Here is a 13,362-nt window from a genome sequence, read left to right as displayed (position 1 = left end):
GGCATCATAGATAGGCAATGTGCCATCTGTACTCATAGACCTTCGGTCTATTTCGTCAGTGGCTTCGCCTTCTTAATCTCTTTCTCTTTTTATGATATATACAGATAGGCAATGAGCCACATACAAAAATAGAGAGAGATACTCTCTTGTGAGTAAACTCACATCGTGTATCTCTCTCTCTTTTTGTGCGATGGCTCATTGCCTATCTGTATATGATTTCATGTCTTCCAGGTCCGTTTGATACCATTGTGATTGGTACTTCTAATTCTTTTTCTATAAATTCAATGTATTTACGGCAGTTTTCCGGAAGCTTGTCATATTCTGTAATTCCTCTGATTTCTTCTTTCCATCCAGGAAGTACTTTATAAACAGGTTTTGCTTTTGCAAGCTTTGCTGTTACAGGGAAGTCTCTTGTAACTTCTCCATCTATTTCATATCCTACACATACTGGAATTTCATCTAAATATCCAAGTACGTCTAATACTGTAAGTGCAACTTCTGTAGCACCCTGCATTCTACATCCGTATCTTGAAGCAACTGCATCAAACCATCCCATTCTTCTTGGACGACCTGTTGTAGCTCCAAATTCGCCACCGTCACCACCACGGCGTCTAAGTTCATCTGCTTCATCTCCAAATATTTCACTTACGAATTCACCTGCTCCTACTGCACTTGAATATGCCTTAACAACAGTAATAATATCTTTAATTTCATATGGTGGAATACCTGCTCCAATTGCACCGTATGCTGCAAGTGTTGAAGAAGATGTAACCATTGGGTAAATACCAAAATCAGGATCTTTTAATGAACCTAACTGTCCTTCTAAAAGAACTGTTTTGCCTTCTTTTAATGCATTGCTGATAAATAATGATGTATCAGCAACATATGGTTCAACGATATCTCTGTATTCATGTAATGTCTTTAATAATTCTTCAGGGTCAATTAATGGCTTGTGATACATATGTTCAAGCATAACATTTTTCATTTCTGCTACTCTGTATACTTTTTCCTTTAAAATGTCATCATCAAACAATTCTGAAACCTGAAAACCAATCTTTGCATATTTATCTGAATAAAATGGAGCAATACCTGACTTTGTTGAGCCAAATGACTTTCCTCCAAGTCTTTCCTCTTCGTATGCATCAAAATCAATATGATATGGCATAAGAATCTGTGCTCTGTCTGAAACAAGAATGTGTGGTTTTGGAACACCCTTTGAAACTATTTCATCTATTTCTTTCTGAAGGTATGGAATATTGAGTGCAACACCATTACCGATAATACATGTTGTATGCTGATAAAATACACCTGATGGAAGTAAATGTAGTGCAAATTTTCCATAGTCATTGATAATTGTATGACCTGCATTGCTTCCTCCCTGGAATCTAACAATTATATCAGACTTTTCACCAAGCATGTCTGTAATTTTACCTTTACCTTCATCGCCCCAGTTGGCACCTACTATTGCTCTTACCATTTAGTATCCTCCTAAACTTTGTACCTGGTAAATAACTGTTTACCTATATTAGCCAAACTCCTAAAATATGGTTTACATAACTAAAACCCATGGTTTGACCACATACATTATACTATCTAACTGCAAAAAATGCTAGTAAATGTTTATAAACCTTATAAATTTCTTAATCTGCATCCGTTTCTTACATATTATCGGTAAGTATATGCTATAATACTTTTAAATGTCAGATAAGATTTTACAAATATCTAGCACATAACAGTTCATATATTAAAAAGAAATACAAAATATAAACATATATAAGGAGGATTTTTATGAATTACCGTATTGAGGGAGATACACTCCCAGTTGTAATTATGAACTTGGAAGCCGGTGAAAGCATTATTACCGAAGGTGGTGGAATGTCATGGATGTCACCAAACATGTTAATGGAAACAACTACTAATGGTGGAATTGGAAAAGTACTTGGAAGAGCATTTTCAGGAGATACCTTATTTCAAAATATTTACACAGCCCAAGGTGGTCCCGGTGAAATTGCTGTTGCTTCATGTTTTCCGGGTTCTATTAAAGCATTTGAAATAACTCCAGGCAATGCAATGATCTTACAAAAATCTGCATTCTTAGCTTCATCACGTGGAGTTGAACTTTCTATGCATTTTAGGAAAAAATTAGGTTCAGGTTTATTTGGTGGTGAAGGCTTCATCATGCAAAAGGTTGCAGGCAACGGAATTGTATTTGCAGAATTTGATGGTCATGTTGTTGAATATAATCTTGAAGCAGGTCAACAAATTGTTGTAGACACAGGACATCTTGCAGCTATGTCTGAAAGCTGTCAGATGGATATTAAGACTGTTCCGGGCGTAAAGAACATCTTATTTGGTGGCGAAGGAATTTTCAATACATATATTACAGGTCCTGGAAGAGTATGGCTTCAGACAATGCCTATTTCAAATATGGCATCTACACTTGCCCAGTACATCCCAACATCTTCAAAATAATTTTTGTTTAAATTAAAAATATAAACATAAAAGCACCTACCTTTTACAACTATAGTGTATTATGCAAATTCAAATCTAAAATTTGAAATTGTTTCACGTTTGTTGAAGGATAGGTGCTTTTTATTTATAATTCATTATCTCTAGATTGAATTTTACAAAATAATTTTAACTTTCTTGATTTTATATGACTATGATTTCTCATTATTCAACTTCATGTCATCATATTAATTCTGTAAATCCATGTCATCATCCATTGAATCATTGAAAAATTCATTTCCTCTGATACGTTTTTTATCTCTCTGTTCATCTACATTATCAGAAAGCAAATCTCTTACCTTTACAGCCTCCTTTATAGGTCCAACAATAAAATTAGTTGCTGATTTATCAGCTGAATCACAGAACAATTTGCCAACTCCAAACATTCTTTCCCAAAGACTTGCCTTATATGTAATGTCTGTAATTCTGTAAAGCATGATTTCATCTTCTTTAATGTTTAAAAATCCGCTTTTAATAATAAGTCTCGTATCTGTAAGTGTATATTTTGTAAATGAAATTGGAAGTCCAAATATTGTTCTTTTCTTATCTGACCACAATTCCTTTTCTGCGCTTCTTCGTCCGTTTTCTTCTATTACTCTGCTCATAATAAAACCCTCATTTCTATCTTTGTTATTAATTACTCATTTTATTTTAATAAAATTTCTGTAATATGTAAACTAATTATCTTCTGATAGTCTTTCTCATTTTTTTAATCAACTGGCAAAATCTTTATTCCATATCTTCTAATTTCAGTTTCATCATTCCTGACATTATACATCCGCCTGCTGCCCCACAATCTGTAATTAACTTTATTTGTTCATCTGACAGCTTAATTCCCCCAATTGCATAGACCGGAATGTTTACCGCTTGACACACTTCTTTTAAAAATTCTAATCCTCTTGGTGGAACACCTTTTTTGCAATCTGTTGCAAATATATGTCCTGCACTTATGTATGTCGCACCTAGATTTTGTGCTTCAATTGCTTCCTCTACCGAATGAACCGAAGTCCCTATTATTTTAAATCCTGATAAGCATTTCTGATTTTCTCTAAGTTTAAAAAGAGGCAGATGGATTGCATCACACTCTAACTTTTTTGCCACATTAGGATAAAAATGTAATATGCACTTAACATTATTTTTTTTGCAAATATCAAGTATCTCATTTGCAAGAGTCATATACTCATCCTCCGGCAAATCTTTTTCTCTCAAAATTATAACTTTTGGATGAAATTTGCATACTATTTCTACCTGCCTGGCTAATGACTTTTCGCTTAAATGTCTGTTTGTAACGCATATAACTTTATCATTTATATATCCGTTTTCTTTGATTTTATTTTCATATGTGTCACTCATAAACTTCACCTACCACAAAAATAAACTCTCTTAACCTCCACTTGTTATACATAACAAATTTTGTGTGTTATGCATAATAAGCATTTATAAACTTTCTTACTTTTCTATAATAGCTCATAAACTCCATCTGCTATACATAAATATAGTCACTCATTACAGGTTGCATTCCGACCTTTAATAAATCGTTATAGATTTCATCAACTGAACGTCCGTCAGAGATTTCAAACTGATCATCACCTTTATCTTCAATATCCTTTGCATGGCTACCAATTCCTGTACTTACACCAGCTGATATTTTAGTTGCGGCTATCTGAACAAGATTATCTCTGACTCTTGCACATTCTCTTGTTGATACTGTTATGCTTGCAAATGGCATAAATAATCTGTATGCACATACAACCTGTAAAAGCTGTGTTTCGTGAACATCCATTGGATTAATCCTATCATTATTTATAATCGGGCGCAGTCTCGGACATGAAAATGCAATTTCTGCATGCGGATATTTTCTCTGTAAAAGATATGCATGATATCCTGTAGCAAATGCATCTTTTCTAAAGTCATCAAGTCCTAAAAGTGCACCAAATCCAACACCTCTCATGCCACCTTTTAATGCTCTCTCCTGTGCATTCACTCTATATGGGAAAATTCTCTTATGCCCCGCTAAATGCAAAGTTTCATATTTGTCTGAATTATAAGTTTCCTGAAATACCGTAACATAATCTGCACCGCATTCATGTAAATATGCATACTCGTCTGAATTTACAGGATAAATTTCAAGGCCAATTACCTTAAAATATTTTCTTGCAATTTTGCAGGCATTTCCAATATATTCAACTGTTGATTTTGCACGGCTCTCCCCTGTTAAAATCAAAATTTCCTGAAGTCCTGTATCAGCGATTGCCTTCATTTCCCTATCTATTTCTTCATCATTAAGGCAAGCTCGTTTTATTTTATTGTGGCAGTTAAATCCGCAGTAAATACAGTAATTTTCACAATAATTTGCAATATAAATTGGTGTAAACATATAAGTGCTGTTTCCAAAATGTTTTCTTGTTTCTATCTGTGCTGCCTTGGCTATCTCTTCAATAAATGGAAGCGCTGCCGGTGATAGTAACGCCTTAAAATCCTCAACACTTCTTTCTGTATTGTTAAGTGCTCTCTTTACATCATATTCTGTATATTTGTCATAGTCATAATTGTTCATTTCACTAACTACTTTATTCATTATCTCTGAACCTATGTTTTCCATTCCCGGCAAATATTCCATATGATTAATTCTGTTTTTCTTCTGGTCTTCTAAAATCTGTTCGCTTAAAATACTCTCATTTACATGATTGTTATTCTGTTCATTTTTCATTTTTTAAAGCCTCCTGTTAATCATGCAAAAATCCTGTTAATGGTGATGATGCACTTGCACCTTTTTCTATAGTCTGTCCAAGTCCGGCTAGATATGCACTTCTTCCGGCCTCAATTGCTTTCTTAAATGCTTCAGCCATAACTTCCACGTCTCCTGAAGTAGCAATTGCCGTATTTGCCATTACAGCAGTAGCTCCCATTTCCATTGCCTCACACGCCTGTGAAGGTCGTCCAATTCCTGCATCTACAATAATTGGCAAATCAATTTCATCTATAAGTATCTGGATAAACTCTTTTGTTGCAAGTCCTTTATTTGAACCAATTGGAGCTCCTAATGGCATTATGCAGGCTGCCCCTGCTTCTTTTAACGCCCTTGCTGCATTCAAATCAGGATACATATATGGCATAACAACAAATCCTTCTTTTGCTAAAATTTCTGTTGCTTTAATCGTCTCATAGTTATCCGGAAGCAAGTATTTAGAATCATGAACTACTTCTAATTTAACAAAATTGCCACATCCCATTTCTCTTGCCAGACGTGCAATTCTTACTGCTTCATTTGCATTCCTTGCTCCTGATGTGTTAGGTAATAATGTAACATTGTCCGGAATATAATCCAAAATATTTGCCATTCCACCTTCATTTGCACGGCGAAGCGCTAATGTAACAATCTGTGTCTGTGCTTTTTCAATACATGCTTTAACTAAATCAAGAGAAAATTTTCCTGATCCTAAAATAAAACGAGATTCAAACTCATGTCCTCCAATTGAATATGTATCCTTATTCATAATGTTCCTCCTTTAACACTGCTTCTAAATCAAAATCTTAACTCTACAATATTCTTAAAATAAATGTTGCAATTACCTATCGCTATAATTTTTCCTGCTTAATTAAGCAGATTAGCCTGACATATTATATTTTCAAATCAGCCTCCACCCATAAAAGTTAGGATTTCAAGGCAGTCATCGTCTTTTAAGTATGTTTTTTCATACATATTTTTTGGCAAAATTTTTTCATTTAATTCAACAACTATATGCGTCTGAACATATCCGTTTTTTTCTAAATACTCGCTTATTGTAGTTGATTTATTCAAAACAAAATCTTTTCCATTTATCTTCATTATTTTCCTCCTTCCATATCACTAGCCAAATAAAAAAGGAGTCCACAAAGAAACTACACCCGTGGTGGTGTACCCCTTCATGAACTCCTGTTCAATCTCAACTGTACAATATTTAAATTTAAATTATTTTAATTTAATGATGTCAAAATTGTATGAATGCTTTGTATATTATCTCCTACAAGCCACACTTTTTTCTAACATCATTTACTGTTCTTAAGTCTTGACTTTATTTAATCTATTTTAGACTCGTCTTAAAGTATAAAATACATAAATTTAATTGTCAACATGCTTTATTGGCTTAAAATTGTTGCTTATACTAAATCTATTTTTTCAAAAGCAATTTTTTTGACAAATTACATAATTGATATAATTTTAACTTTCTATTTTTGCTCAATAACAGGATTTTTATACAATTCTTTCTATATTTATGCAGTTTTTGGAATTGCGTACTTTTTCCTACTATGGTATACTAGTGAAGATTTTAAGTAGAATATAAATATTTATTATGTTAAGGAGTTTACTATGTACAAAATTTTAAGAAGAAAACAGCTTAACGATACAGTTGTACTTTTAGAAATAGAAGCACCTTTTATCGCTAAAAAAGCAAAAGCTGGTCAGTTTATTATTCTTCGTATTGATGAATATGGTGAAAGAATGCCTCTTACAATCGCAGATACAGACCCTGAAAAAGGTTCTGTAACAATCATTTTCCAGATTGTAGGTCAGACAACAATGATTCTTTCTAAGTTAAATGAAGGAGACGCTTTATTAGATTTTGTTGGGCCATTAGGTGCAGCAACAGAATTAGACGGAGTAAAGAAAGCCTGCGTTATCGGTGGTGGTGTTGGATGTGCCATCGCTTACCCATCAGCTAAAGCTTTATTTAAAAATGGTGCTAAGGTTGATGTTATCGCCGGATTTAGAAATAAAGATATCGTTATTCTTGAAGATGAATTCAAGGATGTTTGCGACAATTTATATATAACAACTGATGATGGTTCTTATGGCGAACAGGGATTTGTAACAAACAAATTACAGAGCCTTATCGATGCCGGAAATGACTATGATTTAGTTATCGCCATCGGACCTGTTCCTATGATGAAATTCGTTGCAAAGGTAACAGAACCATACAATATTAAAACTTTAGTTTCATTAAACCCTATTATGATTGATGGAACAGGTATGTGTGGTGGATGTCGTGTTACTGTAGATGGAAAAATTAAATTTGCATGTGTAGACGGTCCTGACTTTGACGGACATAAAGTTGATTTTGATGAATTAATGAAACGTAATTCTACATATAAAGAAAAAGAAGCTCACGACAAAGAACATTGTCGTATGTATAAAATGGCTGGAGGTGACAAATAATGGCAAATATGTCTTTAACAAAAGTTCCTATGCCTGAGCAGGAACCAAATGTAAGAAATAAGAATTTTGAAGAAGTTGCCATGGGATATACTCCTGAAATGGCTATTGAAGAAGCAACAAGATGTTTAAATTGTAAGCACAAACCATGTGTAAACGGTTGTCCTGTAAATGTTAGAATTCCTGAATTCGTTGAACAGGTAGCTGCCGGAGAATTTGAAAAAGCTTATGAAATCATTACAAGCACAAATGGACTTCCTGCTGTATGCGGTCGTGTATGTCCACAGGAATCACAGTGTGAAGGAAATTGTGTTCGTGGTATAAAGGGTGAACCTGTAGCAATAGGACGTTTGGAAAGATTCTGTGCTGATTACCATATGGCAAACAGCCTTGCTGCACCTGAAAAACCTGTTAGCAACGGAAGAAAAGTTGCTGTTATCGGTGCCGGTCCTTCAGGACTTACATGTGCCGGAGATTTAGCTAAGAAAGGTTATCAGGTTACTATATTTGAAGCATTCCACAAAGCCGGTGGTGTTTTAGTTTACGGTATCCCTGAATTCAGACTTCCAAAGGCTATCGTTCAGAAGGAAGTTGATAACCTTGCTGCTCTTGGTGTTGACATTGAGACAAATATGGTTGTAGGTAAGGTTCTTTCAATCGATGAAATTTTTGATATGGGCTATGAAGCATGTTTCGTAGGTTCAGGTGCCGGACTTCCATCATTTATGGGAATCGAAGGCGAAGCTTTAATCGGTGTTTATTCAGCAAATGAATACTTAACACGTGCTAACCTTATGAAAGCTTACTTACCTGAATATGATACACCTATTATTAAGAGCAAAAATGTTGCTGTTGTAGGTGGTGGTAATGTTGCTATGGATGCTGCAAGAACTGCAAAGCGTCTTGGTGCTGAAAATGTATACGTAGTTTACCGTCGTGGTATGGAAGAAATGCCTGCACGTAAGGAAGAAGTTCATCATGCAATTGAAGAAGGAATCATCTTCAAGAACTTAAATAATCCTGTAAAACTTATCGGTGATGAAAATGGTCGTGTTTCTAAAATGGAATGCGTTAAAATGGAACTTGGTGAGCCTGATGCTTCAGGAAGAAGACGTCCTATCGAAGTTGAAGGAAGTAATTTTGAACTTGATGTTGATACAGTTATCATGTCAATCGGTACTTCACCAAACCCATTAATCAGAACAACTACTGAAGGTTTGGAAGCAAATAAGCGTGGATGTTTAGTTGTAAACGAAGAAACTCTTCAGACAACACGTGAAGGAATCTACGCAGGTGGAGATGCTGTTACAGGTGCTGCTACTGTTATCCTTGCTATGGGTGCAGGAAAACAGGCTGCTGAAAGCATTGATGCTTACTTACAGAATAAATAATTAATTAATATATAATAAAATGCCAGGGTGTGTTTAAATGCGTAGCGTATGACAATCCGTAGGCATCAAAGTCAAGGATTTTTGACCCCGACTATATAAAAAAGACCTGCTCAATTTAATATACATTTATAATCTTAAATGTATATTAAATTGAACAGGTCTTTTTATAACTTATGCCATCAGTTATTTTTCATTATTATCATCTGTTGTTTTTGCCACAATATAACGAGGTCTCATCTTTACTTCCTCATAAATCTTTGAAATATAGAAACCAATTACACCTAAACTCATCATCAAAATACTACCTATAATAAGTAAAAGTAAAATAACTGTTGTAAATCCTTCTAATGATTTTCCACTAAAATATTTCACTAATGAAAAAATTCCAAAAATAATAGAGAACGCAAATAAAAACATCCCACAACCTGTAACTATCTGCATAGGTGCAACTGTAAATGACGTAATATTGTTAATTGCATATTTAAAAAGAGATTTAAATGACCATTTAGATACTCCGGCTTCTCTTTCCTGCACATCAAATTCCACATATGTAGTTTTAAATCCAACCCATGATGACAATGCTCTGAAAAATATCTGTCTTTCAGGTAAAGCAATAAACGCATCAACAACCTGTCTGTCTAACAGTTTAAAATCTGATGCCCTTGACATATCAATCTTTGTTGCATCACTTATAATTTTATAAAATGTCTTTGCAAACAATTTATGAATTGCACTTTCTTTTCCTCTTGTCGCCTTTACTCCTTCAACAACCTGAAATCCCTGTTTCCAAAGTTTATACATTTCCACTAAAGTTTCAGGTGGATGCTGCAAATCGCAATCCATAACTGCGCAACAATCACCATGAGCAAATTCAAGCCCCGCAAATACTGCTCCTTCTTTTCCAAAATTTCTTGAGAAGCAAATTCCTTTAACTTTTGGATTAGCCTTACTTGCTATTTCAATTTCTTCCCATGTATTATCTTTTGAGCCATCATTTACAAATACTATTTCATAATCTATATTATTTTCCTCTAAAATAGTTGATACAACATTTGCTGTTTTATGAAGCATCGCTCCCTCATTGTATGCCGGAATTACCACCGATAAAATACTCATTTTTTTAGTTTCTCCTTGTAGTCCAATTATTTTTAATACTGCATTAGTAAATACTTATCATCTTAATTGCTTTATTATTTATTTTAAATCTTCATATAGTCAGAAAACTTTCGTTTTTAACTTATTCTTCACTATAGAAAATGGCACATTTGACAGCTTTATGCCACCCTTTTACCATTCTTTCTACCTTTTTTTTATCCATATCAGGCTCAAATGTTTTTTCAATTCCCATATTGGCTTTTATTTCTTCCTTGCTTGCCCAATACCCTGTTGCAAGTCCTGCAAGATATGCTGCACCTAAACCTGTAGTTTCAATTACATTTGGGCGTGCTACATTTGTCTGCAATATATTTGACTGGAATTGCATAAGAAGGTTATTTGCGCAAGCTCCTCCGTCTACTTTTAACGAATTAATTGAAGTATCTGAATCACTTTCCATTGCCTTTACCAAATCATATGTCTGATATGCCAATGACTCAAGTGTTGCCCTTACAAAATGTTCTCTGCTTGTTCCTCTTGTAAGTCCTACAACCATTCCACGGGCATTCTGCTTCCAATATGGAGCGCCCAAACCTGTAAAAGCAGGTACAACATAAACTCCATTTGTATCTTCAACTTTAGAAGCCATATCCTCACTCTCCAGTGCACTTTCCACAAGTTTCATTTCATCACGAAGCCACTGAATCGCTGCTCCCGCTACAAAAACACTACCTTCAAGTGCATACTCAACTTTTGCATCGGTTGATGCTGCTATTGTTGTAATAAGCCCATTTTGCGATTCAACAGGTGTGTTTCCTGTATTCATCAATAAAAAGCATCCTGTTCCATATGTATTTTTAACATCGCCTTTTTCAAAACATCCCTGTCCAAACAGCGCTGCCTGCTGGTCTCCTGCCACTCCTGTAATCGGAATATTATTTCCAAGTATATCCTTACTTGCATAACCAAATATTCCGCTTGAAGGTTTAACCTCTGGAAGCATTTGCTTTGGTATGTTTAACAATTCAAGCAATTCATTATCCCATTTCAATTCCTTAATGTTAAATAACATTGTTCTTGAAGCATTTGTATAATCTGTTACATGAACACTTCCACCACTTAATTTCCATATAAGCCATGTATCAATAGTTCCAAATACAAGTTCTCCCGCTTCCGCTCTCTTTCTCACTCCGGGAACATTGTCTAAAATCCATTTAATCTTTGTCCCTGAGAAATAAGCATCGGGAATCAATCCTGTCTTTTTCTTTATCAAATCACTCTTTCCCTGTTTTTCCAAATCATCAATAATATCAGCAGTTCTTCTACACTGCCATACAATCGCATTATACACCGGTTTTCCTGTATTCCTGTCCCACACAATTGTAGTTTCTCGCTGATTAGTGATTCCTATTGCTTCTATATTATTGCCACTAACTCCAGCCATATTCATTACTTTTCTTATTGAAAGTAACTGTGTCAGCCAAATTTCTTCCGGATCATGTTCAACCCAGCCGGGTTTTGGGAATATTTGTGTAAATTCCTGATTTGCCTGAGCTATTATTTCACCTTTTTTATTAAACAAAATGCATCTTGAACTTGTAGTTCCCTGATCAAGTGCCATAATGTATTTTTCCATATGTAACTTCGCGTAACCACAAATACTCATCGCACAGAAATATCTGAATTACGCTCCTCCTTCATTATTTATCACGTTCTAAAACTTATATATAATTGTATCATATTTTATTAAGATGAAATATTAATATTTTCTTTTTATATTGTAAATTTATTCTTTATAAATGCAAGAATTCATGCTTGCATTGCAAATGATTTTTCGTCTTTCATTTACTACGTTTCCTCCATTTTTCAATTCACAATTGTTAAATGTTTTATTATAACAGAGTCAAAATGTCTAAATCCACATGAACATAAGTTGGCAAAAATTCTTAGGCACGTCCCGATACGCTCATTAAAGGCGATTGCTTTTTACCCCGATGTCATATTTCCCTAACATAATAGCTAAATATTTTATCATAATTTTTAAAATAAGTGTTGACAAATTAGGATTCATTAGGTATTATAATATCAGTAATCATTACTATTATTGTTATGGAGGATAGCAAATGATCAAGTATAGCAAGCAACGTGAGTTGATTAGAGAAAACTTATTAAGCCGATATGATCATCCTACAGCAGACGATGTGTATGCAAGTGTTAAACTAATACTTCCTAACATTAGTCTTGGAACTGTATATCGCAATCTTTCATTTCTGGTTGAACAGGGTGAAGTCCTTTCATTAAAATTAGGCGATGGCAAGGAACATTTTGACGGTCACACAGACCCTCACTACCACTTCATCTGCACAGAATGCGGTAAGGTTGAAGATATATTTATGGAAGAGTTACAGATAAATAAGATAGCTCAAGATCATTTTGACGGAATAATAAAAGGTCACCAAACTTACTACTACGGCATTTGTCCTAAGTGCAATAAGAAAGATTAGTAAGTCACTAAAAAATAATTATATATAATGGAGGAATTAAAAATGGCAAAATTTGTATGTTCAGTATGTGGTTATGTACATGAAGGAGATTCAGCACCTGAAAAGTGTCCAGTATGTGGTGTAGGTGCAGATAAGTTTAACAAAGTTGAAGAAGGCGAAAAAGAATGGGCTGCAGAACACGTTGTAGGTGTAGCTCAGGGAGTAAGCGAAGATATTCTTGCTGACTTAAGAGCAAACTTTGAAGGTGAATGCTCAGAAGTTGGAATGTACCTTGCAATGGCAAGAGTTGCTCATAGAGAAGGATATCCTGAAATCGGTTTATACTGGGAAAAAGCTGCTTATGAAGAAGCTGAACACGCTGCTAAATTCGCAGAATTACTCGGTGAAGTTGTAACAGACAGTACAAAGAAAAACCTTGAAATGAGAGTTGAAGCTGAACATGGTGCAACAGCTGGAAAATTTGACCTCGCAAAGAGAGCAAAAGCTGCAAACCTCGATGCAATCCATGACACAGTACATGAAATGGCAAGAGACGAAGCAAGACACGGCAAAGCATTCGAAGGCTTATTAAAGAGATACTTTGGCTAATTACGAGCAACGTTAAAATAAATAGCTTACACCTGGGAGTTTACTCACAAAGGTGTAAGCTATTTTATTTTAATGTTGTGAC

13 protein-coding genes are annotated in these 13,362 nt (G+C 34.7%); 5 read left to right on the top strand and 8 right to left on the bottom strand.

Features of this window, described 5'->3' with window-relative positions; genetic code table 11:
* Positions 1 to 202: 202 nt before the first annotated feature.
* Positions 203 to 1,477 carry an adenylosuccinate synthase gene (locus CCC31_RS09150; protein WP_022088962.1) on the bottom strand — a complete coding sequence of 425 codons (1,275 nt, stop codon included), beginning with the start codon at positions 1,475 to 1,477 and terminating at the stop codon, positions 203 to 205.
* Positions 1,478 to 1,788: 311 nt separating this feature from the next.
* Here CCC31_RS09150 and CCC31_RS09145 point away from each other — a divergent pair, with 311 nt between their 5' ends.
* Positions 1,789 to 2,472: a TIGR00266 family protein gene (locus CCC31_RS09145; protein WP_022088963.1), complete on the top strand. Its 684-nt coding sequence runs from the start codon at positions 1,789 to 1,791 to the stop codon at positions 2,470 to 2,472.
* 224 nt (positions 2,473 to 2,696) lie between these two features.
* Here the strand turns inward: CCC31_RS09145 and CCC31_RS09140 are convergent, their stop codons facing one another.
* The 5 genes from CCC31_RS09140 to thiS all read right to left on the bottom strand — a co-directional run bounded on the left by CCC31_RS09140 (position 2,697) and on the right by thiS (position 6,337).
* On the bottom strand, positions 2,697 to 3,113 hold the full coding sequence (locus CCC31_RS09140; protein WP_022088964.1) for a PH domain-containing protein: 417 nt from the start codon (positions 3,111 to 3,113) through the stop codon (positions 2,697 to 2,699).
* A gap of 124 nt (positions 3,114 to 3,237) precedes the next feature.
* Complete coding sequence (locus tag CCC31_RS09135; protein ID WP_290851041.1) at positions 3,238 to 3,861, bottom strand: thiamine phosphate synthase; 624 nt, start codon at positions 3,859 to 3,861, stop codon at positions 3,238 to 3,240.
* A 130-nt stretch (positions 3,862 to 3,991) separates the two neighbouring features.
* A complete protein-coding gene (gene thiH, locus CCC31_RS09130) occupies positions 3,992 to 5,128 on the bottom strand; it encodes a 2-iminoacetate synthase ThiH (protein ID WP_347497671.1) in 1,137 nt (378 codons plus the stop codon).
* Between the two features lie 106 nt (positions 5,129 to 5,234).
* Positions 5,235 to 6,005, bottom strand: a complete 771-nt coding sequence (locus CCC31_RS09125) for a thiazole synthase (RefSeq protein WP_147586667.1) — start codon at positions 6,003 to 6,005, stop codon at positions 5,235 to 5,237.
* Positions 6,006 to 6,142: 137 nt separating this feature from the next.
* Complete coding sequence (gene thiS / locus CCC31_RS09120; RefSeq protein WP_290851037.1) at positions 6,143 to 6,337, bottom strand: sulfur carrier protein ThiS; 195 nt, start codon at positions 6,335 to 6,337, stop codon at positions 6,143 to 6,145.
* A 522-nt stretch (positions 6,338 to 6,859) separates the two neighbouring features.
* Here thiS and CCC31_RS09115 point away from each other — a divergent pair.
* Both CCC31_RS09115 and gltA read left to right on the top strand, forming a co-directional pair.
* A complete protein-coding gene (locus tag CCC31_RS09115; protein WP_147586665.1) occupies positions 6,860 to 7,705 on the top strand; it encodes a sulfide/dihydroorotate dehydrogenase-like FAD/NAD-binding protein in 846 nt (281 codons plus the stop codon).
* Positions 7,705 to 9,093 (top strand): NADPH-dependent glutamate synthase, encoded by a 1,389-nt coding sequence (gene gltA, locus CCC31_RS09110; protein ID WP_022088970.1) that lies wholly within the window; start codon positions 7,705 to 7,707, stop codon positions 9,091 to 9,093. Before CCC31_RS09115 ends, gltA begins: the two co-directional genes overlap by 1 nt.
* Positions 9,094 to 9,276: 183 nt before the next feature.
* On the opposite strand, the gene CCC31_RS09105 is transcribed toward gltA, so the two are convergent.
* Both CCC31_RS09105 and glpK read right to left on the bottom strand, forming a co-directional pair.
* On the bottom strand, positions 9,277 to 10,209 hold the full coding sequence (locus tag CCC31_RS09105; protein WP_117910031.1) for a glycosyltransferase family 2 protein: 933 nt from the start codon (positions 10,207 to 10,209) through the stop codon (positions 9,277 to 9,279).
* A gap of 121 nt (positions 10,210 to 10,330) precedes the next feature.
* Positions 10,331 to 11,824, bottom strand: a complete 1,494-nt coding sequence (gene glpK, locus CCC31_RS09100) for a glycerol kinase GlpK (protein ID WP_290851033.1) — start codon at positions 11,822 to 11,824, stop codon at positions 10,331 to 10,333.
* Between the two features lie 487 nt (positions 11,825 to 12,311).
* Between glpK and CCC31_RS09095 the strand changes: the two genes are divergently transcribed.
* Both CCC31_RS09095 and CCC31_RS09090 read left to right on the top strand, forming a co-directional pair.
* Positions 12,312 to 12,692: a transcriptional repressor gene (locus CCC31_RS09095; RefSeq protein WP_290851031.1), complete on the top strand. Its 381-nt coding sequence runs from the start codon at positions 12,312 to 12,314 to the stop codon at positions 12,690 to 12,692.
* A gap of 42 nt (positions 12,693 to 12,734) precedes the next feature.
* Positions 12,735 to 13,280: an NADH peroxidase gene (locus CCC31_RS09090; RefSeq protein WP_022088974.1), complete on the top strand. Its 546-nt coding sequence runs from the start codon at positions 12,735 to 12,737 to the stop codon at positions 13,278 to 13,280.
* Positions 13,281 to 13,362: the final 82 nt, after the last annotated feature.

It is taken from the genome of Eubacterium sp. LMAG:50 (assembly GCF_008680265.1).
Taxonomy (GTDB): domain Bacteria; phylum Bacillota; class Clostridia; order Lachnospirales; family Lachnospiraceae; genus Eubacterium_U; species Eubacterium_U album.
Note: the sequence above shows the minus strand (reverse complement) of the source record. Positions and strands in the feature narration are given on the sequence as shown.

Excerpts from the sequence above, each read along its gene's own strand:
- CCC31_RS09150 (WP_022088962.1), bottom strand. The coding sequence starts at position 1,477 with ATGGTAAGAGCAATAGTAGGTGCCAACTGGGGCGATGAAGGTAAAGGT.
- CCC31_RS09145 (WP_022088963.1), top strand. The coding sequence starts at position 1,789 with ATGAATTACCGTATTGAGGGAGATACACTCCCAGTTGTAATTATGAAC.
- CCC31_RS09140 (WP_022088964.1), bottom strand. The coding sequence starts at position 3,113 with ATGAGCAGAGTAATAGAAGAAAACGGACGAAGAAGCGCAGAAAAGGAA.
- CCC31_RS09135 (WP_290851041.1), bottom strand. The coding sequence starts at position 3,861 with ATGAGTGACACATATGAAAATAAAATCAAAGAAAACGGATATATAAAT.
- thiH (WP_347497671.1), bottom strand. The coding sequence starts at position 5,128 with ATGGAATATTTGCCGGGAATGGAAAACATAGGTTCAGAGATAATGAAT.
- CCC31_RS09125 (WP_147586667.1), bottom strand. The coding sequence starts at position 6,005 with ATGAATAAGGATACATATTCAATTGGAGGACATGAGTTTGAATCTCGT.
- thiS (WP_290851037.1), bottom strand. The coding sequence starts at position 6,337 with ATGAAGATAAATGGAAAAGATTTTGTTTTGAATAAATCAACTACAATA.
- CCC31_RS09115 (WP_147586665.1), top strand. The coding sequence starts at position 6,860 with ATGTACAAAATTTTAAGAAGAAAACAGCTTAACGATACAGTTGTACTT.
- gltA (WP_022088970.1), top strand. The coding sequence starts at position 7,705 with ATGGCAAATATGTCTTTAACAAAAGTTCCTATGCCTGAGCAGGAACCA.
- CCC31_RS09105 (WP_117910031.1), bottom strand. The coding sequence starts at position 10,209 with ATGAGTATTTTATCGGTGGTAATTCCGGCATACAATGAGGGAGCGATG.
- glpK (WP_290851033.1), bottom strand. The coding sequence starts at position 11,824 with ATGGAAAAATACATTATGGCACTTGATCAGGGAACTACAAGTTCAAGA.
- CCC31_RS09095 (WP_290851031.1), top strand. The coding sequence starts at position 12,312 with ATGATCAAGTATAGCAAGCAACGTGAGTTGATTAGAGAAAACTTATTA.
- CCC31_RS09090 (WP_022088974.1), top strand. The coding sequence starts at position 12,735 with ATGGCAAAATTTGTATGTTCAGTATGTGGTTATGTACATGAAGGAGAT.